The sequence below is a fragment of the Streptomyces sp. NPDC093252 genome, from assembly GCF_040683675.1.
Taxonomy (GTDB): Bacteria; Actinomycetota; Actinomycetes; order Streptomycetales; family Streptomycetaceae; genus Streptomyces.
Genome location: NZ_JBFBEM010000011.1, coordinates 215,250 through 236,100, shown reverse-complemented (window position 1 = coordinate 236,100; position 20,851 = coordinate 215,250). Strand labels below are relative to the sequence as shown.

Annotated in this window: 18 protein-coding genes and 5 tRNA genes; 14 read left to right on the top strand and 9 right to left on the bottom strand. The window is 70.8% G+C overall.

Going from position 1 to position 20,851, the window contains the following annotated elements:
• The first annotated feature begins 46 nt into the window (after positions 1–46).
• On the top strand, positions 47–1,399 hold the full coding sequence (locus AB0O01_RS23955; RefSeq protein WP_365316268.1) for a hypothetical protein: 1,353 nt from the start codon (positions 47–49) through the stop codon (positions 1,397–1,399).
• Positions 1,400–1,458: 59 nt separating this feature from the next.
• The gene (locus AB0O01_RS23950; RefSeq protein ID WP_365316266.1) at positions 1,459–2,067 is read left to right on the top strand and encodes a YdeI/OmpD-associated family protein; all 609 of its coding nucleotides are present in this window, start codon (positions 1,459–1,461) and stop codon (positions 2,065–2,067) included.
• Positions 2,068–2,148: 81 nt separating this feature from the next.
• Here AB0O01_RS23950 and AB0O01_RS23945 read toward each other — a convergent pair whose 3' ends face one another.
• Entirely contained in the window at positions 2,149–2,697 is a 549-nt protein-coding gene (locus AB0O01_RS23945) for a YceI family protein (RefSeq protein WP_365316264.1), read from the bottom strand.
• A 61-nt stretch (positions 2,698–2,758) separates the two neighbouring features.
• Between AB0O01_RS23945 and AB0O01_RS23940 the strand changes: the two genes are divergently transcribed.
• The 3 genes from AB0O01_RS23940 (at position 2,759) to AB0O01_RS23930 (ending at position 4,947) form a co-directional block, all read left to right on the top strand.
• On the top strand, positions 2,759–2,935 hold the full coding sequence (locus AB0O01_RS23940; protein ID WP_365316262.1) for a hypothetical protein: 177 nt from the start codon (positions 2,759–2,761) through the stop codon (positions 2,933–2,935).
• A 170-nt stretch (positions 2,936–3,105) separates the two neighbouring features.
• Positions 3,106–4,701: an acyl-CoA carboxylase subunit beta gene (locus AB0O01_RS23935; protein WP_365316260.1), complete on the top strand. Its 1,596-nt coding sequence runs from the start codon at positions 3,106–3,108 to the stop codon at positions 4,699–4,701.
• A 57-nt stretch (positions 4,702–4,758) separates the two neighbouring features.
• Positions 4,759–4,947: an acyl-CoA carboxylase subunit epsilon gene (locus AB0O01_RS23930; protein WP_365316258.1), complete on the top strand. Its 189-nt coding sequence runs from the start codon at positions 4,759–4,761 to the stop codon at positions 4,945–4,947.
• Positions 4,948–5,097: 150 nt separating this feature from the next.
• Here AB0O01_RS23930 and AB0O01_RS23925 read toward each other — a convergent pair whose 3' ends face one another.
• The 8 genes from AB0O01_RS23925 to AB0O01_RS23890 all read right to left on the bottom strand — a co-directional run bounded on the left by AB0O01_RS23925 (position 5,098) and on the right by AB0O01_RS23890 (position 15,893).
• Complete coding sequence (locus AB0O01_RS23925; protein WP_003997631.1) at positions 5,098–5,679, bottom strand: ATP/GTP-binding protein; 582 nt, start codon at positions 5,677–5,679, stop codon at positions 5,098–5,100.
• The gene (locus AB0O01_RS23920) at positions 5,660–6,229 is read right to left on the bottom strand and encodes a DUF742 domain-containing protein (RefSeq protein WP_365316256.1); all 570 of its coding nucleotides are present in this window, start codon (positions 6,227–6,229) and stop codon (positions 5,660–5,662) included. Before AB0O01_RS23920 ends, AB0O01_RS23925 begins: the two co-directional genes overlap by 20 nt.
• A 99-nt stretch (positions 6,230–6,328) precedes the next feature.
• A complete protein-coding gene (locus AB0O01_RS23915; RefSeq protein ID WP_004983065.1) occupies positions 6,329–6,742 on the bottom strand; it encodes a roadblock/LC7 domain-containing protein in 414 nt (137 codons plus the stop codon).
• Positions 6,743–6,752: 10 nt separating this feature from the next.
• Positions 6,753–10,145 (bottom strand): nitrate- and nitrite sensing domain-containing protein, encoded by a 3,393-nt coding sequence (locus AB0O01_RS23910; RefSeq protein WP_365316254.1) that lies wholly within the window; start codon positions 10,143–10,145, stop codon positions 6,753–6,755.
• 383 nt (positions 10,146–10,528) lie between these two features.
• Positions 10,529–11,119 (bottom strand): ATP/GTP-binding protein, encoded by a 591-nt coding sequence (locus tag AB0O01_RS23905; protein WP_365316252.1) that lies wholly within the window; start codon positions 11,117–11,119, stop codon positions 10,529–10,531.
• A complete protein-coding gene (locus tag AB0O01_RS23900) occupies positions 11,100–11,495 on the bottom strand; it encodes a DUF742 domain-containing protein (RefSeq protein WP_362758586.1) in 396 nt (131 codons plus the stop codon). The genes AB0O01_RS23905 and AB0O01_RS23900 overlap by 20 nt, the downstream gene beginning before the upstream one ends.
• Positions 11,496–11,606: 111 nt before the next feature.
• The gene (locus AB0O01_RS23895; RefSeq protein WP_355744125.1) at positions 11,607–12,020 is read right to left on the bottom strand and encodes a roadblock/LC7 domain-containing protein; all 414 of its coding nucleotides are present in this window, start codon (positions 12,018–12,020) and stop codon (positions 11,607–11,609) included.
• Positions 12,021–12,029: 9 nt separating this feature from the next.
• A complete protein-coding gene (locus AB0O01_RS23890) occupies positions 12,030–15,893 on the bottom strand; it encodes a nitrate- and nitrite sensing domain-containing protein (protein WP_365316250.1) in 3,864 nt (1,287 codons plus the stop codon).
• 605 nt (positions 15,894–16,498) lie between these two features.
• Here AB0O01_RS23890 and AB0O01_RS23885 point away from each other — a divergent pair.
• The 9 genes from AB0O01_RS23885 (at position 16,499) to AB0O01_RS23845 (ending at position 20,596) form a co-directional block, all read left to right on the top strand.
• Positions 16,499–16,684, top strand: coding sequence for a hypothetical protein (locus AB0O01_RS23885; protein ID WP_365316468.1), 186 nt, complete (start codon positions 16,499–16,501; stop codon positions 16,682–16,684).
• A gap of 250 nt (positions 16,685–16,934) precedes the next feature.
• On the top strand, positions 16,935–17,720 hold the full coding sequence (locus tag AB0O01_RS23880; protein WP_365316248.1) for a fumarylacetoacetate hydrolase family protein: 786 nt from the start codon (positions 16,935–16,937) through the stop codon (positions 17,718–17,720).
• Positions 17,713–19,194: a glutamate--tRNA ligase gene (gltX, locus tag AB0O01_RS23875; RefSeq protein ID WP_365316247.1), complete on the top strand. Its 1,482-nt coding sequence runs from the start codon at positions 17,713–17,715 to the stop codon at positions 19,192–19,194. Before AB0O01_RS23880 ends, gltX begins: the two co-directional genes overlap by 8 nt.
• 71 nt (positions 19,195–19,265) lie before the next feature.
• On the top strand, positions 19,266–19,994 hold the full coding sequence (locus AB0O01_RS23870) for an HAD family hydrolase (protein ID WP_365316246.1): 729 nt from the start codon (positions 19,266–19,268) through the stop codon (positions 19,992–19,994).
• Positions 19,995–20,084: 90 nt separating this feature from the next.
• Positions 20,085–20,156, top strand: a tRNA-Gln gene (locus AB0O01_RS23865).
• Between the two features lie 40 nt (positions 20,157–20,196).
• A tRNA-Glu gene (locus AB0O01_RS23860) sits at positions 20,197–20,269 on the top strand.
• A 61-nt stretch (positions 20,270–20,330) separates the two neighbouring features.
• A tRNA-Glu gene (locus tag AB0O01_RS23855) sits at positions 20,331–20,403 on the top strand.
• Between the two features lie 20 nt (positions 20,404–20,423).
• Positions 20,424–20,495: transfer RNA gene (locus AB0O01_RS23850), tRNA-Gln, on the top strand.
• A 28-nt stretch (positions 20,496–20,523) separates the two neighbouring features.
• Positions 20,524–20,596 (top strand) — tRNA-Glu (locus AB0O01_RS23845).
• The last annotated feature ends 255 nt before the right edge of the window (positions 20,597–20,851 follow it).

The window sequence follows — 20,851 nt, the reverse complement described above, 5'->3', positions numbered from 1 at the left end:
CTCGCGAGAATGCCCGATTACCCGCCATTCAGGTACGTTCGTACCTATGAAGGGCAAGGGCACTCTCGTCCGGAATGCCGTACGTCTGCTGGCCGTGCCGGTCGCGGCGGGGCTGGCGGTGCTGCTGGGCGCGCCGGGCGCGCAGGCCGACGCCGACCTCTCCACCGTCGCCGCGGCCCTGCGCGAGAGCCCGGTCTACGTCGACCCCGCGGCGACGGACATCCTCGCCACCTCGGACGCGCGCGCCCTCGCCGACAAGATCGAGGACGCCGGGAAACCGGTCTTCGTCACCGTCCTCCCGCCCGGCTACCCCACCCAGAACCTCTTCCAGAACCTCCGCACCGACACCGGCATCACCGGCCTGTACGGCATCCGGCTCGGCGACCGTTTCGACGCCCGCGCCGACAGCAGCGTGCTCAGCCGCCAGGGCGTGGCCAACCTGGTCACCGCCGCCCAGGGCAGCGGCGACGCCAAGGCCCAGCTCAACGACTTCGTGGACGACGCCCTGCGCAATGTCGGCGGCACGGCCCCCGCGAGCTGGGGCGACGGCACCGGCACCGGCGTCTCCGCCACCGGTCTGATCACCGCGGGCGGCGTCCTCGCGGCGGGCGGCGTCGCCGCGTACGCCCTGGTCCGCCGCAACCGCACCCGGCACGAGCAGGAGCGCCGGGCCGCGCTGGAGAAGCTGGCCGTGGTCGTCGACGAGGACATCACCGCCTACGGCGAGGAACTCGACCGCCTCGACTTCCACCCCGGCGAACCCGGCGCCGACGACGCCATGCGCGCCGACTGCACCCACGCCCTGGACGCCTATGAACAGGCCAAGTCCCGGATGGCCGCCGCGACCCGCCCCGAGGAGGTGCGCGGGGTCACCGAGGCCCTCCAGGACGGCCGTTTCGCGCTCGCCTCGCTCGCCGCGCGCCGGGCCGGTCAGCCGCCGCCCGAGCGCCGCCCGCCCTGCTTCTTCGACCCGCGCCACGGCCCCTCGGTCGCCGACGCCACCTGGACCCCGCCCGGCGGCGCCACCCGCGAGGTACCGGTCTGCGCGGCCGACCGCACCCAACTGGAGGACGGCGAGCCCCCGATGGTCCGCGAGGTCGAGACGCCCACCGGACGCCGCCCCTACTGGGACGCCGGACCCGCCTACGGCCCCTGGGCGGGCGGCTACTTCGGCGGCGGCCTCCTCCCCGGCCTGCTGGTCGGCACCCTCCTCGGCAGCGCCATGGCCACCCCGTCCTACGCCGCCGACTACGGCTCCGGCTACGGCGACTTCGGCGGCTACCAGGGCGGCGATGTCTCGGGCGCGGACTTCGACCCCGGAGACTTCGGCGGGGGCGGCGGCTTCGGCGGCGGGGACGGCTTCGGCGGAGGCGACTTCGGAGGCGGCGGCGGCTTCTGACCCGCGCCCCCTCCAGAACTAGGCCACGTTCTGTCCTACATCCCCCCTACGGTACGGACATGACCACGACGACACCCACGCCCGTACCCTCCACACCCCCCACCCCCGACGGCTCCACCCCCCTCCCCTTCGCCTCCACCCAGACCCTCGACGCCTGGCTCGCCGCGCACCCGGCACCCCATCCCGGCCTGTGGGTGAAAGTCGCCAAGAAGGACTCCGGGCTGCCCTCGGTCACCTGGGAGGACGTCAACGACGTGGCCCTGTGCCACGGCTGGATCACCGGTCAGCGGCGCACCCTGGACGTCACCCACTACCTCCAGCGCATCACCCCGCGCCGGCGCGGCAGCCACTGGTCCATGGTCAATGTGCGCCGGGTGGCGGAACTGGAGGCGGCCGGCCGGATGCGGTCCGGCGGGCGTGCCGAGGTGGACCAGGCCCGCGCGGACGGCCGCTGGGACGCGGCGTACGAGTCGCAGCGCCACGCGACCGAGCCCGATGATCTGGCGGCGGCGCTGGACGCCAGCCCCCGCGCCCGCGCGGCCTTCGACGCGCTGGGCCGCACCGACCGCTATCTGATCATCCTGGGCCTGCTGCGCACCCGTACGGCCAAGGGCCGGGCGTCCCGGCTGGCCGCCGATCTGGCCCGGCTGGAGAGCGCCGGGGCGTGACGGGGCGGCGGGACAGGGCGGCATGACAGGGCGGCGTGACGCGCGAAGGCCGCCCCGGAGGGCGGCCCGCGGAGGTGAGGGTCAGGCGTTCTTGATCGCCGAGATGTCGAAGATCAGCTTGATCTTGTCGGAGACCAGGAAGCCGCCGGTCTCCAGCGCGGCGTTCCAGGTCAGACCCCACTCGGAGCGCTTGATCTCGGTCTTGCCCTCGAAGCCGACGCGCTCGTTGCCGAACGGGTCCTTGGCGGCGCCGTTGAACTCCAGGTCGATGGTGATCGGCTTGGTGACCCCGAGCACCGACAGATCGCCGGTGATGCGGTAGTCCTCGTCACCGAGGGCCTCGGCCTGGGTGGAGCGGAAGCTCATCGTCGGGAACTCGTCGATCTTGAAGAAGTCCGAGCTCTTCAGATGCCCGTCGCGGTCGGCGTTGCCCGTGTCCACGCTCTCCATCTTCACGTCGATGACCGCCGTGGACTTGGCCGGGTCCGAGCCGTCCAGGTGCAGCGTGCCGGTGAAGTCGAGGAACTTGCCTTTGACGTTGGTCACCATGGCGTGCCGGGCGGTGAAGCCGATGGTGGTGTGGGCCGGGTCGAGGGTGTACTCACCGGTCAGCGTGGAGAGATCGGTCATGGCATGCTCCCTGGGGTGTGAACGGCCGAACAGCCGTTCGGTTGAATCTTCAATCACTGCTGTGATGCTGACCATAGACCCATTCGGTTCAAGTTTCAACATCACGCCGGACATGTTGCGCGTGCTTGCCTTCCGGTTGCCCGTGCATGTCTTCTTGTCCACCGGAAGCGTGCCGCACAAACGCCCCGGACACCCGGCACATCACTCCGGCGACGGCATGCCGCCGACGAGAATGTGACGCGGCGAACGGGTGACGGCTTTGTACGACCCCCACAACGGCCACGCCGTCTGAGCAGTCGGAATGCCTGCATGGCGGTGAGGTTCTGTTCAGTGGTACCAGGAAAACGGGCCGGAGACTGTACGGAGTCGACGTCTCGCTTTCCTCGGCGGACTTCGTAAGGTCGCTACATGACCGTTTTGGAAGAGACGACGGGTGAGCCCACCGGTGAGCCGACGGACGCGCGCGGGCGCGTCGCCGAGCTGCACGAGATCCGGGCACAGGCCGTCGCCGGGCCGAGCGAGAAGGCCACCGCGGCGCAGCACGCCAAGGGCAAGCTGACGGCGCGGGAGCGCATCGAGCTGCTCGTGGACCCGGGGTCCTTCCAGGAGGTCGAGCAGCTCCGCCGGCACCGCGCGCAGGGCTTCGGCCTGGAGGCCAAGAAGCCCTTCACCGACGGTGTCATCACCGGCTGGGGCACGGTCGAGGGCCGGACGGTCTTCGTGTACGCGCATGACTTCCGGATCTTCGGCGGCGCCCTGGGCGAGGCCCACGCCACCAAGATCCACAAGATCATGGACATGGCCATCGCGGCCGGCGCTCCGCTCGTGTCGCTGAACGACGGTGCGGGCGCCCGCATCCAGGAGGGCGTCTCCGCCCTCGCCGGATACGGCGGCATCTTCCAGCGCAACACCAAGGCGTCCGGTGTCATCCCGCAGATCTCGGTGATGCTCGGCCCGTGCGCGGGCGGCGCGGCCTACAGCCCGGCGCTCACCGACTTCGTCTTCATGGTCCGCGAGACCTCGCAGATGTTCATCACCGGCCCGGACGTCGTCAAGGCGGTCACCGGCGAGGAGATCACCCAGAACGGCCTCGGCGGCGCCGATGTGCACGCCGAGACCTCGGGCGTCTGCCACTTCGCCTACGACGACGAGGAGACCTGCATCGCCGAGGTGCGCTACCTCCTCTCCCTCCTCCCGCAGAACAACCGCGAGAACCCGCCCCGCGTCGACGCCACCGACCCCGTCGACCGCCGCGGCGACACCCTGCTGGACCTCGTCCCGGCCGACGGCAACCGCCCGTACGACATGGCCAAGGTGATCGAGGAGATCGTCGACGACGGCGAGTTCCTGGAGGTCCATGAGCGCTGGGCGCGGAACATCATCTGCGCGCTGGCCCGGATCGACGGCCAGGTCGTCGGCATCGTCGCCAACCAACCCCAGGTGCTCGCCGGGGTCCTGGACATCGAGGCATCCGAAAAAGCTGCGCGCTTTGTGCAGATGTGTGACGCTTTCAATGTCCCGATCGTGACCTTCCTGGATGTCCCCGGATTCCTGCCGGGCGTCGACCAGGAGCACGGCGGAATCATCCGCCATGGAGCGAAGCTGCTCTACGCCTACTGCAACGCCACCGTGCCGAGGCTCTCCCTGATCCTCCGTAAGGCGTACGGCGGGGCCTACATCGTGATGGACAGCCAGTCCATCGGTGCCGACCTCACCTACGCCTGGCCGACCAACGAGATCGCCGTGATGGGCGCCGACGGTGCCGCCAATGTCATCTTCCGCCGGCAGATCGCCGACGCCGAGGACCCCGAGGCCATGCGGGCCCGCATGGTCAAGGAGTACAAGTCCGAACTCATGCACCCGTACTACGCGGCCGAGCGCGGTCTGGTCGACGACGTCATCGACCCCGCCGAGACCCGCGAGGTGCTGGCCAAGGCCCTGGCGATGCTGCACACCAAGCACGCCGACCTGCCGTCCCGCAAGCACGGCAATCCCCCCCAGTAACCCGGCGGACCCGCCGCGGCAACCCCGCGGACCTCTCTTCCACGGAGACTGACAGCCATGAACACCCCTGACATCCGCGTCGAGAAGGGCCATGCCGAGCCCGAGGAGGTCGCCGCCCTCACGGCGATCCTGCTGGCCCGCGCGAGCGCCCACGCCCCCGAGCCCGCCCCCGCGGCCACCCGCCGCGCCCCCTGGCGCCGCCTGGAACGCGAGCCGGGCTTCCGAGCCCCCCACAGTTGGCGCTGAGCACCCGGAAGGGCCCTTCTCCACCCAGGAGAAGGGCCCTTCGCATGTCCGCTTTTCGCTCTCAGGGAGGCGGGGAACCGCGCGAGAAACCACGAACCACCCGCACCCGGCTCCCCACAGCAACCCCGCCCCCCGGCAGCCGAGTCACCCCTACCTCAACCGCGCCATCAGCGCATGCTCCACCAGCGTGATCAGCGTGGACTTCGCATCCGCCCGATGCCGCGCATCCGTCGTGATGATCGGGGTGTCCGGCCCGATCTGCAACGCCTCGCGCACCTCGTCCGGCGAGTACGGCTGATTCCCGTCGAACCCGTTCAACGCGATCACGAAGGGCAGTCCGCTGTTCTCGAAGTAGTCGACGGCGGGGAAGCAGTCCGCGAGGCGCCGGGTGTCGACCAGCACGACCGCGCCGATCGCGCCCCGTACGAGGTCGTCCCACATGAACCAGAACCGGTCCTGTCCGGGGGTGCCGAACAGGTAGAGGATGAGGTCCTGGTCGAGGGTGATGCGGCCGAAGTCCATGGCGACCGTGGTGGTCGTCTTGTCCCCGGTGTGGGTGAGGTCGTCGATGCCGGCGCTCGCGGACGTCATGACGGCCTCGGTGCGCAGCGGGTTGATCTCCGAGACGGCGCCGACGAACGTGGTCTTGCCCACGCCGAAGCCGCCCGCCACCACGATCTTCGCGGAGGTGGTGGAGCGGGAAGGCCCTCCGCTAGAGCTTGCGAAGTCCACTGAGCACCCTTTCGAGCAGTGTCACGTCTGGCTGGCCGCCGGCGCTCTCGTCGCCGCCGGGCTGATGGATGGCGACCAGTCCCGCCTCCGCCAAGTCGGCGACGAGGATCCTGGCCACGCCGAGGGGGATCGAGAGCAGCGCCGAGACCTCGGCCACCGACTTGATCTCCCGGCACAGGTTGCAGATCCGCTGGTGCTCGGGCAACTGCCCGTGCAACTGGTGCGGAGCCGCGGTGGTGTGCACCAGCGCCTCGATGGCGAGCTGGTACCGCGGCCTGGTGCGCCCGCCCGTCATGGCGTACGGGCGCACCAGGGGGTTGTTCATCGCCCCGGCGGGTGCCGGTTCCGGGGCACGGCGCTGCGGCTGCACCGGCTGGACGCGGGGTGCCCCCGGCCGGTCGTAGTGCGAGGGACCGGGGCCCTGCGGGGCGTACGGCTGACGGTGGCTGGGCGCGGAGGGGAAGTTGTACGGGTTCGCGGACCCGTCGCCGTGCCCCTGACCGGGGCCGTACGACCAGTTGCCCGAGGAACCGCCTTGGGGTGTTGCCACTTTCTCCTCCTCCGACTGTGCCTGTGTCGGGCACCCATCGCTGTGGAGCCGCGTTCCGAAACCTTACGGCCATGGGACCCGAAAACGCACCGTTGTCTGTTAGTTGAGAAGGCTCCCCTGGAGCTCCGCCCGGAGATCCGGCGTCAGCACCGTGCCCGCACGGTCGACCAGAAGCGCCATCTCGTACCCGATGAGACCGATGTCCGCCTCCGGGTGGGCCAGCACCGCCAGCGACGACCCGTCGGAGATGGACATGATGAAGAGAAAGCCGCGTTCCATCTCCACGACCGTCTGATTGACGCTGCCGCCCTCGAAGATGCGCGAGGCACCGGCGGTCAGCGAGGTCAGACCGGAGGCGACGGCCGCGAGCTGGTCGGCGCGGTCGCGGGGAAAGCCTTCGGACATCGCCAGAAGGAGTCCGTCGGCGGAGACCACCACCGTGTGCGACACCCCGGGGGTGTTGTCCACGAAGTTGGTGATCAACCAGTTCAGGTTCTGTGCCGCCTGGCTCATCGGGCTCACACTAACGCTCCTGGTTGTAGGTGCTGTCAGGACCACCGGTTTGGCTGCTGGTGGCCTGGCCGTTGTTCTTGTCACTTCCTGCGCTGCGTCCCCGCTGGACACCCCGGCGCAGGTTGCTCAGCCTGCCCCGGACGTCCTCGGGGGCGCGGGAGACCTGTGGGCCGCCCTGCGGAGTCGTCTCCGCGGCGCCCTCGACCAGATTGGCCTTGGGCACCCGCCGCGGCAGGCCGGAGGAGGTGACCCCGCCCGCCTTGGGCTTGCGGAGCTGCGCGGCCTGCTGCCAGCGCTCGTCGTTCGCCGACCGCCAGTCGTCATTGTCCTGGGCCGTGCCGTTCGCGACGCCGTTCGTCGTGCCGTTCGCGGTTCCGTTCGTCCCGGGAGCCACCGGTTCCCGGTTCATGGGACGGCCCGCGCCCGCGCCTGCGCCGCTCGCCGTCGAGCCGCGGCGCGGAAGCCCGGCGTCGGTCAGCTCATGGCCAGCGGCGGGGGTTGGTCCCGGACGCTCGAAGCCTACGCGCTCCCGCTCACTCGCGTCAGCGGCCCGCGGGGATTCCGCTTCCGGAGCGTACTGGTCCGGATAACCGTTCTGATAGCCGTTCGGCTGGGGCCAGTCGTCCTGGTAGGACCGCTCTTCGGGCCCGGGGTAACCATTCTGCCCGGCGGTCCCCGACCGGCCCTGCGGCTGCTCCGCATAGGGGGCCTGCGGATAGCCGTCCTGCGTCGGATAGTCGCCCTGAACCGGGTAGCCGTCCGGGGCCGGGTAGCCGTCCTGGCCGGGGTAGCCGTCCTGCTGCGGCACCTCGGTGCCGGGCGCCGCGAAGTACCGCTCGTCGTACGCCGACTGCTGGGGCTGCTGGGGCTGCTGGGGCTGCTCCTCGTACCCGGGCTGCGGCGGGCGGCCGAAGGCGTCCGGCTCGGCGTAGCCGGGCTGGGCCGGGGCGGCGTCGTAGCCGGTCGGGCCGGTGCTGCCGTGGTAGGACGGCGGCTGCTGGGCGGTGCCGAACCCGTCGAAGGTCGGGCTGCTGGCCGGGAGGTCCGTACCGGGCTCCGGCTGGGTCTGGGCCTCCAGGGCCGCCCGGCGCTCCTCGCGCCCCAGGGAGCGGCCGACCGGGTCCAGGTCCCGCGCGTCGTCGGGGACCTCGGTGCCGTAGCGGCTGTCGTCGAAGCCCAGGTCGGCCGCGGTGAGCTGGGGCTGCGGCGGACGGGGCGGCTGGACGAAGCTCTCGCCGCCGCTGAAGTCCTGCTCCGGGATGATCTGGGAGACCGTGAACTCCTCGCGCTCCAGCGGGCTCCCGCCGCCACCGCCGTGGGTGATGGCGTCCGGGAGCATGACCAGCGAGGTGGTGCCGGCCTGCTCGCCGGAGGGGCGCAACTGGACCCGGATGCCGTGCCGGTCGGACAGTCGGCCGACCACGAACAGGCCCATGCGCTGCGAGATCGCGGCGTCCACGGTGGGCGGGTTGGCCAGCTTGTGGTTGATGTCCGCGAAGTCCTCGGCGGTCAGGCCGATGCCCTTGTCATGGATCTCGATCATCACCCGGCCGTCGGGCAGCCGGGTCGCGGTGACCCGCACCTTGGTCTGCGGGGAGGAGAACGTGGTGGCGTTCTCCAGCAACTCGGCCAGCAGATGGACCAGGTCGGTGACGGCCCGGCCGTGGATCTCGGCCTCGGGCACGCCCTGGAGTTCGATGCGCTCGTACTGCTCCACCTCGGAGGAGGCGGCCCGCAGCACATCGACCAGCGGCACCGGCTGTTCCCAGCGGCGGCCGGGCTCCTCGCCCGCGAGGACCAGGAGGTTCTCGCCGTTGCGGCGCATCCGGGTGGCGAGGTGGTCCAGCCGGAAGAGGTTCTCCAGTTGGTCGGGGTCGGCCTCGTTGTTCTCCAGGTCGGTGATCAGGGTGAGCTGGCCCTCGATGAGGGACTGGTTGCGGCGCGAGAGATTGGTGAAGATCGCGTTGATGTTGCCCCGCAGCAGCGCCTGCTCGGCGGCGAGCCGCACCGCCTCACGGTGCACCTGGTCGAACGCGCGGGCGACCTCGCCTATCTCGTCGGTCGAGGTGATCGGGATCGGCGCCACCCGGGTGTCCACCCGGCCGGGGTCGGTGCGCGAGAGCTGGTCGACCAGCATCGGCAGCCGCTGCTCGGCGATGCCGAACGCGGCGTTGCGGAGCCGGCGCATCGAGCGGCTCATCTGGCGGGCCACCATGCCGGCCAGGATGAACGCGGCGAGCAGGGCGACGACAACGATGGCGCCCGTGAGGAAGGCGTCCCGCTGGGCGTTGTCGGCGAGGGTCGCGGCCTCGTCGACCGCCTTGTCGACCATCTCCTTCTCGATCTGGTCGTAGCCCTCGAACTTGGCGGTGGCGACCCCCATCCAGGTGGTGGGGGTGACCCCGCGCCGCTCCAGCGCGTCCGCGTCCAGCCAGCCCGCGATGCCCTGGACCATGGTGTCCGCGAGCGGCATGGCCGAGTAGGCGCCGCCCTGGGTCGAGGTCCCGGCGTCGACGGCCTCGCCCCGGTCGCCGACCTCCTGGCGCTTCTCGGCCATGACCGCGTTGAGCCGCTCGACATCGGCGGTCTCGGCGCCGGAGACGAACTCGTTGACGGCGATGCCTTCGAGATAGCGGTACGAGGCGAGGGAGACCCGCTGCTGGGCGGCGACGGCCGCCTCGTCGGCGGGGCGCAGCAGCAGATGCACACCGATCGCGCGCTCCAGCGAGGCGGCGGCCTTCGCGAGCGAGACGGCGTAGACGGTCCGGCCGTAGCTGGTGACATTGCCGGTGCCGAGGCCCAGCTCATTGGCGAACTCGGTCAGTGAGTGCTGGACCGCGACATAGCCCTCCTCGGTGGCCACCGGGTCCATGGCGGGGGTGTAGGCGCGCTCGCGCAGCCCGGCCAGCTTGGTCTCGTTGGAGCGGAACAGCTCCATCCGGCGGTCGAGGCGCGCGGTGTCCGGCAGACTCTGCGCGGCGTCGTCGAACCGCTGCTTGGCGGCGTCGGTGTCCTCGCGGAGTTTGCGGACGGCGTCCGTCTCGCCCTTGCCGGTCAGCAGATCGGCGGCGGACAGGTCGCGCTCGTTGAGGAGGGCGGTGCCGTAGTCGTCGGCGGCGCGGACCAGGAGGGCCACCTTGTGGGCGTTCTCGGCCTCGCGCCAGGTGTCGGTCGAGCTCTTCACCTGGAAGCCGCCCATGACCAGCCCGACGGCCACGGGTATGAGGAGGATCGCGTTCAGCCGGGTGGGCACCCGCCAGTTGCGGGGCGAGAGCCGGCCGCCGCTGCGGGCGGGAGGCGCCGACCTGTCCGGGCCGGGCACAGGGGCGGGTGCCGCTCCGCGCGCCGGCGGGGTGAAGTTGCCCCGGGCGGGCGGCTCGGGACCTCTGTTGCTTCGCCTCACTCGACCAACAACCTCTCGGCGGTCGGCACCTTCGTCGTGCCGCAATGTCTCAGAGCCCGGTGGCAGCGACGCCGTCGACGGAAAGTACGTCGCCGACCCCTGGGCAGTTCAGGCATTCCAGCACGTCATCCGGGACTACTCCAAACATGGGGAACCCCGGATTCCAGGTGATGTAAGTACTAGATAAAACGGTCATAAAGAGCGAGCCCCGTCAAAAGACGGGGCAGTCGTACGCATAGCGGCACCACATGAACGCGACGCGTTGCGGTACCACCCGATTCCTCTGCCGAAACGTTATGAACAGCGGAGCCGACCGTGTCAAAGGCCACAGCCGGCTCCGAAGGTACTACGACAACTGCCGTACGCGCTGACGGACTTGAGCGCTACCTCAGCCGCGCCATCAGCGCGTGCTCCACCAGCGTGATCAGCGCGGACTTCGCATCCGCGCGGTGCCGGGCGTCGGTGGTGATGATCGGGGTGTCCGGCCCGATCTGCAACGCCTCGCGCACCTCGTCGGGGGAGTAGGGCTGCTGTCCGTCGAACCCGTTGAGCGCCACCACGAAGGGCAGTCCGCTGTTCTCGAAGTAGTCGACGGCGGGGAAGCAGTCCGCGAGGCGCCGGGTGTCGACCAGCACGACCGCGCCGATCGCGCCCCGTACGAGGTCGTCCCACATGAACCAGAACCGGTCCTGTCCGGGGGTGCCGAACAGGTAGAGGATGAGGTCCTGGTCGAGGGTGATGCGGCCGAAGTCCATGGCGACCGTGGTGGTCGTCTTGTCCCCGGTGTGGGTGAGGTCGTCGATGCCGGCGCTCGCGGACGTCATGACGGCCTCGGTGCGCAGCGGGTTGATCTCCGAGACGGCGCCGACGAACGTGGTCTTGCCCACGCCGAAGCCGCCCGCCACCACGATCTTCGCGGAGGTGGTGGAGCGGCCCGGTGCCGCCGGCCCCGCGCTAGAGCTTGCGAAGTCCACTGAGCACCCTTTCGAGCAGTGTCACATCGGGCGCACCGGTGGTCTCGTCGCCGCCCGGCTGGTGGATGGCGACCAGACCGGCCTCGGCCAGGTCGGCGACAAGGATCCGGGCGACGCCCAGCGGCATGGTCAGCAGCGCCGAGACCTCGGCGACCGACTTCACCTCACGGCACAGATGGCAGATGCGCTGGTGCTCCGGAAGGAGCCCCATGAGCGCCGCCGGGTCGGCCGTGGTGCTGATCAGCGCCTCTATGGCGAGCTGATAGCGCGGCCGGGTCCGGCCACCGGTCATGGCATACGGGCGTACCAGCGGCTCGTCACCCTCGTCCCCGTACGCCTCTGTGTACGGATCGTGAGGAGCGGTGGGCGGGGTCATGAATCCTCCGGGCGGGACAGCATGTGGGTCAGTCGTGCTATCTGACGTGGCCGGTGGGGGGAGTGTGGCGGCCGGATGTCGATGGGGTGAGACGGGTGGATCCAGAGCCGGTCAGTGAAGCAGACTTCCTTGGAGTTCGGCGCGCAGATCGGGCGTGAGCACCGCCCCCGCGCGGTCGACCAGGAGAGTCATCTCGTAGCCGACGAGACCGATGTCGCACTCCGGGTGCGCGAGCACGGCGAGGGACGAACCGTCCGAGATGGACATGAGGAAGAGAAACCCTCGCTCCATCTCCACCACGGTCTGCGCCACATTGCCGCCCTCGAAGATCCGGGACGCACCGGCCGTCAGCGAGGTGAGACCCGACGCGACCGCCGCCAGTTGGTCGGCCCGGTCCCGCGGAAAGCCCTCCGACATCGCCAGGAGGAGACCGTCGGCGGACACGACGACGGTGTGGGACACCCCGGGGGTGTTGTCCACGAAGTTGGTGATCAACCAGTTCAGGTTCTGTGCCGCCTGGCTCATCGGGCTCAACTAACGCTCCTGCTGGTGAGTGGGGCTCGTGAAGCTGCCCGTCTGACCGGTACCACCGGCCTGACGGCCCTGCGCGATGCCCCGACGGAGGTTGGTCAGCCGGCCGCGCACGTCCTGTGGGGCGCGCGAGACCTGCGGACCGCTCTGCTGCGGCTGCTGCTGAGCCGTGCCCGGGACCAGGTTGGCCCGGGGCACCCGGCGCGGAAGGCCGGACGTCGTCACTCCGCCGGCGGCGGGCTGCCGTACCCGCTCGGCCCGGCGGACCAGCTCGTCGTTGGGCGAGCTGCGCCATGAACCGCCGGGACCACCGGGACCGCCCGGAGCGGTCACGGGACGCTGCGGGGCGGCGGCGGGCGGCTGCTGGGGAGCGGGCGGCACGACCGGGGCGTCACCGCCGTGCCCCGCCGTGCGCTGCTGCTCCTGCTGGCCGCGGAACCAGTCCGTCTCCAGCGTGTCGAACAGCGGGGTCCGCCCGTCGCCCGGACCGGTGGCCGGGGGCAGCGCCTCCGGCTCGCGCACCGGCCGCTGCGGGATCTGGGGCCGCTCGAACTGACCGGTCCGGTGCGGGGCGGGCGGCCCGGCCTGCTGTCCGTTCGGCCGGCCGTCGTGCCCGGCGGGCGGCGCCTGCCGTCCCGTGTCCGCCCGGCCCGGCACCGGGAACTGCCCGGTGGAGCCGCTGTCGTACCCCTGCGGCACCGGGAACTGGCCCGTGGAGCCGTTGTCGTACCCCTGCGGCACCGCGAACTGCCCGGTGGAGCCGCTGTCATAACCCTGCGGCACCGGGGTCTGCCCGGTGGAGCCGCTGTCGTAGCCCTGCGGGACCGGTGCCTGTCCGGGGCCGCCGAAGACATCGGAGCGGACGAACGGGGCACCGCCCTGACGGCCGTCGCCCTGACCCTGCTGGGCGGCGAACGGGTCGGGGTCCTGCGGGGTGTTCGTGCCGGGCTGCGGGAACTGCCCGGTGTCCTGGGGGCCGTTGCCGCCGGGGGCGGTGAACGGGCCGGTGGGTCCCGGGTACGGGCCGGAGCCGACCCGGGGGATCTCGGTGGTGGAGCCCGGACCCTGGCGGTCGTCCACCCGGGGGATCCGCGAGGTACGCGCGCTGTCCGGCTCGTCATGGCCGCGCGGGGCGTCCAGGGAGGCCGGGGAGAGCGGCGGCTGCGCGTTCTCGTCGCTCCAGCTCGGGCGCGGCTGCGGGTTCCCGCCGGGCAGCTCGGCCCGGGGTCCGCCACGCGGCGGCAACTGCGGCTGACGCCCGCGCGAACCCTGCCGGTCCGTCCGCTCCGGCCGGTCCTGCCCGTCGCCCGCCCCACCGCGCGGCGGCGGTACGGGACCCCGCGCGCCGCCGAACAGGTCCTGGCCCGTGCCCGTCCCGGCCGCCTGGAGCCCCTGCGGGGCACCCGGAGCCTGACCGCCGAAGCCGGCCCCCGCACCCGCGGGCTGCGGCCGGCCCTGCTGCGGACCACGGGGCCCGCCGGGCCCGCCCGGTCCACCGGGGCCGCCCGGACGCCCGCCCGGGTCGCCGGGCAGCGCGGCCCGCGGGCCCTGACCGGCACCGAGCAGCCCACCGGGCGCACCAGCGCCCGCACCGACCGCGCCGCCGTTCTGGCGACGGGCCGCGGCCACTCCGGCGGCGGCCTGCGCGGCGGCCGGACCGCCCGCGGGAACCCCGGCCTGACCGGGCTGACCCGGCTTGCCCTGCGGCTTCTTGCCGCCCTGCGCCACATCGACGGGCAGCATGACCAGCGCGGTCGTGCCGCCCGAGTCGGACGGGCGCAACTGGATCCGGATGCCGTGCCGCTGCGACAGCCGGCCGACCACGAACAGACCCATGCGGCGGGAGACCGAGACATCCACGGTGGGCGGCGAGGCGAGCCGCTCGTTGATCGCCGCGAGGTCCTCGGGGGAGAGGCCGATACCGGTGTCGTGGATCTCGATCAGCACCCGCCCGTCGGGCAGCGCGTGACCGGTGACCTTGACCTTGGTCTGCGGGGAGGAGAACGAGGTGGCGTTCTCCAGCAGCTCGGCGAGCAGGTGCACGAGGTCGTTGACGACCCGCCCGGCCACCTCGGTGGTCGGCACGGACGCCAGCTCGATCCGCTCGTACTGCTCCACCTCGGACGCGGCGGCCCGGAGCACGTCGACCAGCGGCACCGGACGCGTCCAGCGGCGGCCCGGCTCCTCACCCGCGAGGACGAGGAGGTTCTCACCGTTACGGCGCATACGGGTGGCGAGGTGGTCCAGCTTGAAGAGCGAGGCGAGCTGGTCCGGGTCGGCCTCGCGCGACTCCAGTTCGGAGATCAGCGAGAGCTGGCGCTGGATGAGGCCCTGGGAGCGGCGCGAGAGGTTGGTGAACATCGCGTTGACGTTGCCCCGCAGCAGCGCCTGCTCGGCGGCGAGGCGGACCGCCTCGCGGTGGACGTCGTCGAAGGCCGCGGCGACCTGGCCGATCTCGTCCCGGGAGTGCACACCGACCGACTCGACCGAGGTGTCGACATCCTGCGGGTCCGACTCGGAGAGCTGCTTGACCAGCTCGGGCAGCCGGTCCTGGGCGACCTTGGTGGCGGTCTCCTGGAGCCGGCGCAGCGAGCGGATCATGGACCGGGCGACGACGAACGCGCCGACCAGCGAGACACCGAGGACCAGCAGGATCAGCGCACCGGAGATGTACGCCTCGCGCTCGGAGTCGCTGCGCAGCGTACGGGCGGTCTGCTCCAGGTCCTCCAGCAGGCGCCGCTCGATGTTGCGCATCTGCTGGATCTTGGTGGAGCTGTCGTCCACCCAGTCCTGGTACGAGCGGTTGGGCCGGTCGGCCAGACCGTCGCGGCTGCTCAGCGCGCGGGAGGCGTAGGTGTCCGTCGCCTCGATGATCGCGTTGCCCTCTTCGATGGGCTGGAGCAGTTCGGCGGCGGACTCGTCGCCGTAGATGGAGCGGAAACTGCTCAGCTCCGAGGACTCGCTCTCCAGCGCGGACTCGGCGTAGAGGCGGTCGTTCTCGGATAGGTCACCGGCGGTGGTCTTGTTGGCGGGCAGGGCCGCCGCGATCACCGCGCGCTGGATGGAGGCGTACTCCTTGGCCGAGGAGAAGGCGGCGAGGGTACGGGTCCGGGCGATCATCTCCGGGTTGCTGGTCGCCTCCGCCATGTCCTGGGAGAGGTCCAGCAGATGGCTGATGACCCGGTGGTAGGCGTCCACCGTCTGGGTCGCGTTGTCCTCGGCCTCGTACGCGGTGTTGCGGATCCGGGCCAGGGTGCCCAGTTCGCCGACCAGGCCGACCAGGGTGTCGCGGACGCCCTGGAGGTTGCCGTCCCGGGCGGAGGCGTCGATCTCCTCGGAGGCGTTGACGAAGTTCTCGACGGCCCGGTCGGTCTTGTCCTGGAGGCCCTTGACCGTGATCGCGCTGGAGGTCGAGCCGTTGGCCAGCGGACCGGCCGACTTGTCGCGCTCCTCCTGGAGGGCGGTGGCCAGCTCGGTGGCCTGCTTGGTCATGTCCGTCAGCAGCTTCATGTTGTCGAGCTGCTGGATGTCGTCCATCGACTGGTCGATGCGGAGCGCGCCCAGGGTGGTGGCGGCGACCACGGGAAGGGTCAGCAGGGCCACCAGCCGGGTGGAGATGCGCCAGTTGCGCAGCGCTATTCGCGGACCGGGCCCGGTCGCCCCCTTCGGCGGCTTGACCGGGGGGGAGGGCACGGCCGGCGGCGGGGTCGCGCCGGGGCGCCCGGACCGCTCACCGCCGTCCGCGGCTGCCGGCCGGCCTGGGTTCTGGGCGTGCTGGGGCGAGGAGCTGACGGCCATCGGGCCAGTCCCGCCGTGCGGCTCCGGCTCCGCCGAAGCGCTGCCATCCCTCTTGAAACGTCCCTGCACTAGCGTCGCAACCTCTGGACCAGGCGCCCTTCCGGGTGACCGGACGGACGGTGTCGGCGTGGTCGGAAACGTCCTGAATTACGTCCCCGAGTGGTCGTGAGTGACCGGCGCTGGCTCCCCCTTGTCTCGCCGCCACTCGGCGCGCGTTCCGCGCCCCCTGCGCGCCGGCTCGATCCTGCGGCGGTCGCTGGAATTCCAGCACAGTGCCGCATCTCCAACAAGGCCAGTTGGTCAGGCTGTGACATCTGTGACTGCTTGTGAGGGACGGATCACCGGGCGTGGGTCAACGTATCCCATATATCGGGCATACCGGAGCGAGTTGCCGGAGTGGTCCAGGTGTCCCAGTCGCCATGATCAGGAGCGGAATCATCGCTTCGATGGACCAATGTCCGATTCACCGATGTGCGATACGCGATGGGTATGGGTGGTTTTGGGCTTGACGTCGTGAGCAAACTCACACGCCGATCATGGGGTCCCGGCCCGGTCGGCGGGGAATCGGATGTTTAGCCTGACGGTTTACAAGAGGTGACACTCTGACAACCCGGCGTGCCCGGCACCGCCCCGGCGGCCCGGAACGCCCGAACACGACAAGGTCCCGGACACCCGTGAAGACGATGATGTTCCACACGACGGCCAACCCGCGCCGCACCACCCTGGCACATCTGGCGGACGCCGACGAGTTGCAGACCCCGGAGCTGGAGCACTCGGTCGACCTCCCCGCGTCGACCGCCAACCCGCGGCGCACGGTGCTCATGGAGATCCCGGCCACCACGGCCGCCGCCCCGGAGTAGCCCGCACCCGTACCCCATCAAGACCCCACAAGAGGGCCCACCCGTACGAGGGCTCTATGAGGGGGCCTTGTGCGAGAGCCTTGTGAGAGGGGCCGCCCCGCAAGCACGCGGGGCGGCCCCTCTCTCCCGTTCCCGGGCCGTTCCCGCCCTTTCCCGCCGCCGCCCGCCCCGTGCGCGGAGCGCCCCTCCGTCGCCGGGATAGCCTGGAGCGTCAGACTCCAGCCGGTTCAGTGAGGGGCGCGAGGATCCCGTGCGCATCGCCAGGTTCTCCATCGACGGGAATGTCGCCTTCGGCGCGGTCGAGGGCGAGCAGCCCGACCAACTCGTCCTCGACATCATCAAGGGCATCCCCTTCACGGACTTCGAGCTGTCCGGCACGAAGGTCCCGCTGAGCAAGGTGCGGCTGCTGCCCCCGGTGCTCCCCAGCAAGATCATCGCCTACGGCCGCAACTACGCCGAGCACGCCCGCGAACTCGGCAACGAGGTGCCCGACGCCCCGTTCGCCTTCCTCAAGCCGTCCACTTCGGTCATCGGCCCCGGGGACGACATCCAGTACCCCGCCTTCTCCACCGAGGTCCACCACGAGGCCGAGCTGGCCGTCGTCATCGGCCGGCTCTGCCGCGAGGTGCCCCGCGAGCGCGTCCAGGACGTGATCTTCGGCTACACCTGCGCCAACGACATCACCGCCCGGGACATCCAGCGCAGCGAGAAGCAGTGGGCGCGGGCCAAGGGCTTCGACACCGCCTGCCCGCTCGGCCCCTGGGTGGAGACCGGCCTCGACCTGGCCACCGCCTCCGACCTCACCCTCCAGCTCACGGTCAACGGAGCCCAGCGCCAGCTCGGCCGCACCGGCGAGATGATCCACTCCATCGCGGATCTGATCGTCCACATCACCGAGGCGATGACCCTGCTCCCCGGAGACGTCATCCTCACCGGCACCCCCGCGGGGGTCGGCCCCCTCACCGTCGGCGACGAGGTCGCCGTCAGCATCGAAGGCATCGGCACTCTCACCAACAAGGTTGTCAAGCGTGGCTAGCGCACCCGCCCCCGTACGCGTCCGTTTCTGCCCCTCGCCCACCGGTAACCCCCATGTGGGCCTGGTCCGCACCGCCCTGTTCAACTGGGCGTTCGCCCGGCACCACCAGGGCACCCTGGTCTTCCGCATCGAGGACACCGACGCCGCCCGCGACTCCGAGGAGTCCTACGAGCAGCTCCTCGACGCGATGCGCTGGCTCGGCTTCGACTGGGACGAGGGCCCCGAGATCGGCGGCCCCCACGCCCCCTACCGCCAGTCCCAGCGCATGGACCTCTACGCCGACGTGGCCGCGAAACTCCTCGACGCCGGGCACGCCTACCACTGCTACTGCTCCCAGGAGGAGCTGGACTCCCGCCGCGAGGCCGCCCGCGCCGCCGGAAAGCCCTCCGGCTACGACGGCCACTGCCGCGACCTCACCGACGACCGGGTGGCCGAGTACCGCGCCCAGGGCCGCACCCCCATCGTCCGCTTCCGGATGCCCGACGAGACGATCACCTTCACCGACCTGGTCCGCGGCGACCTCACCTTCACCCCGGAGAACGTCCCGGACTACGGCATCGTCCGCGCCAACGGAGCCCCGCTCTACACCCTGGTCAACCCGGTCGACGACGCCCTGATGGAGATCACCCACGTCCTGCGCGGCGAGGACCTGCTCTCCTCCACCCCCCGCCAGATCGCCCTCTACAAGGCGCTGATCGAACTCGGCATCGCCAAGGACATCCCCGCCTTCGGCCACCTCCCCTACGTCATGGGCGAGGGCAACAAGAAGCTCTCCAAGCGCGACCCGCAGTCCTCCCTCAACCTCTACCGCGAGCGCGGCTTCCTCCCCGAGGGCCTGCTCAACTACCTCTCCCTGCTGGGCTGGTCGCTCTCCGCCGACCAGGACATCTTCACCCTCGCCGAGCTGGTCGCCGCCTTCGACATCAAGGACGTCAACCCCAACCCGGCCCGCTTCGACCTCAAGAAGTGCGAGGCGATCAACGCCGACCACATCCGCCTCCTGGAGGTGAAGGACTTCACCGAGCGCTGCGCCCCCTGGCTGCGCGCCCCCTTCGCCCCCTGGGCCCCCGAGGACTTCGACGAGACCAAGTGGCAGGCCATCGCCCCGCACGCGCAGACCCGCCTCAAGGTCCTCTCCGAGATCACCGACAACGTCGACTTCCTCTTCCTCCCCGAGCCGGTCCTCGACGAGGCGAGCTGGGCCAAGGCCATGAAGGAGGGCTCGGACGCCCTGCTGCGCACGGCCCGCGAGAAACTCGAAGCCGCCGACTGGAACTCCCCGGACTCCCTCAAGGACGCCGTCCTCGCCGCCGGTGAGGCCCATGGCCTCAAGCTCGGCAAGGCCCAGGCCCCGGTCCGGGTCGCCGTCACCGGACGCACGGTGGGCCTGCCGCTCTTCGAGTCCCTGGAGGTCCTCGGCAAGGACACCACCCTCGCCCGGATCGACGCGGCCCTGGCCCGGCTCGCCGCGTAACCCGCCCCGGGGCGGCGCCCGGCATCCGGGTTGCCGCCCCCGGTCCGTCCCCCAGGCGCTACCGTCGGCTCATGAGCATCCGAGCCGTGGTCTGGGACGTCGACGACACCCTCTTCGACTACACCACCGCCGACCGGTCAGGCATGGGCAGCCATCTCGCCGCCGAGGGCCTCCTCGACGCCCACGGCGGCGCCGAGGCCGCGCTCGTCCGCTGGCGCGCGATCACCGACAGCCAGTGGCAGCGCTTCGCCGCCGGCGAGGTCACCTTCGAGGAACAGCGCCGCGACCGGGTCCGCGCCTTCCTCGGCCAGGACCTCACCGACCCCGAGGCCGAGACCTGGTACGAGCGGTACGTCACCCACTACGAGGCCGCCTGGACGCTCTTCCCGGACGTCCTCCCGGTCCTCGACGCCCTCGCCGCCAGCCACCGGCACGCAGTGCTCTCCAACTCCAGCCTCCTCGTGCAGGACCGCAAGCTGCGGATCCTCGGCGTGCGGGACCGCTTCGAGTCGGTGCTCTGCGCCGCCGAACTCGGCGTGAGCAAACCGGAGCCGGCCGCCTTCCGCGCCGCCTGCGAGGCCCTCGCCCTCGCCCCGCACGAGATCGCCTACGTCGGCGACCACCCGGAGATCGACGGCCGCGGCGCGGTGACCGCCGGGTTGCTGTCGGTGTGGATCGACCGCACCGGGACGGACACCGCCGCCGTCCCCGAGGGCGGCCACCGGATCGTCTCCCTCGCCGAACTCCCCGCGCTCCTCGGCGCGGATACCCGTTTTGGAGCCCCGTCCACCTTCGGGTAATGTTCTTCCTGCGCCGCCGGGGAGCGGGCCGAGAGGCCAAACCCAGCGTCGCAGACTAGAACAAGATCCCCGCAAGGGCTTGCGTTCCAGTGGCCTATGGTGTAATTGGCAGCACGACTGATTCTGGTTCAGTTAGTCTTGGTTCGAGTCCAGGTAGGCCAGCTCGCAGAGCTTTATCTGCACCGCGGATCTCATCCGCAAAGCCCCCGTTGTGTAGCGGCCTAGCACGCTGCCCTCTCACGGCAGTAGCGCCGGTTCGAATCCGGTCGGGGGTACAGATCCTTCCCGCGACGACAGTCGGGTCGCACCCACTGATGTCGATGCAGGATCGCTAGGGCCCCCGTTGTGTAGCGGCCTAGCACGCCGCCCTCTCAAGGCGGTAGCGCCGGTTCGAATCCGGTCGGGGGTACAAACTGGTCTAAACCACATTGGTCTATGGTGTAATTGGCAGCACGACTGATTCTGGTTCAGTTAGTCTTGGTTCGAGTCCAGGTAGACCAGCTCGGATCTGCGGAAACGCAAGATCCTCGCCCCCGTTGTGTAGCGGCCTAGCACGCCGCCCTCTCAAGGCGGTAGCGCCGGTTCGAATCCGGTCGGGGGTACGACGACGATGGCTCTTCGCCTGACCGGGAGGTCGGGCGGGGGGCCATTTTTCGTGTGCGGTGGGGTGTCGCCGGGGTGTGCGCCTGAGGGGTGGGGCAGCTTGGCTGGGGGTGGCGGGTGCGGGTTGTGGTCGCTTCTCGCGCAGTTCCTCCCCCAGAGGGGGTACCCCCAGCGCCCCTGAAAGCAAGAGCCTTTGAGCGTGCTGTGGAATGAAGGGGGTCGCGGCGTTGGGGCCCCCTCTTCCTTTTCTGCTG

Coding starts and splice junctions, on each gene's coding strand:
- AB0O01_RS23955 (WP_365316268.1), top strand. CDS start 47: ATGAAGGGCAAGGGCACTCTCGTCCGGAATGCCGTACGTCTGCTGGCC.
- AB0O01_RS23870 (WP_365316246.1), top strand. CDS start 19,266: ATGAGCATCCGAGCCGTGGTCTGGGACGTCGACGACACCCTCTTCGAC.
- AB0O01_RS23950 (WP_365316266.1), top strand. CDS start 1,459: ATGACCACGACGACACCCACGCCCGTACCCTCCACACCCCCCACCCCC.
- AB0O01_RS23900 (WP_362758586.1), bottom strand. CDS start 11,495: ATGACCCCGCCCACCGCTCCTCACGATCCGTACACAGAGGCGTACGGG.
- AB0O01_RS23930 (WP_365316258.1), top strand. CDS start 4,759: ATGAACACCCCTGACATCCGCGTCGAGAAGGGCCATGCCGAGCCCGAG.
- AB0O01_RS23895 (WP_355744125.1), bottom strand. CDS start 12,020: ATGAGCCAGGCGGCACAGAACCTGAACTGGTTGATCACCAACTTCGTG.
- AB0O01_RS23935 (WP_365316260.1), top strand. CDS start 3,106: ATGACCGTTTTGGAAGAGACGACGGGTGAGCCCACCGGTGAGCCGACG.
- AB0O01_RS23945 (WP_365316264.1), bottom strand. CDS start 2,697: ATGACCGATCTCTCCACGCTGACCGGTGAGTACACCCTCGACCCGGCC.
- AB0O01_RS23915 (WP_004983065.1), bottom strand. CDS start 6,742: ATGAGCCAGGCGGCACAGAACCTGAACTGGTTGATCACCAACTTCGTG.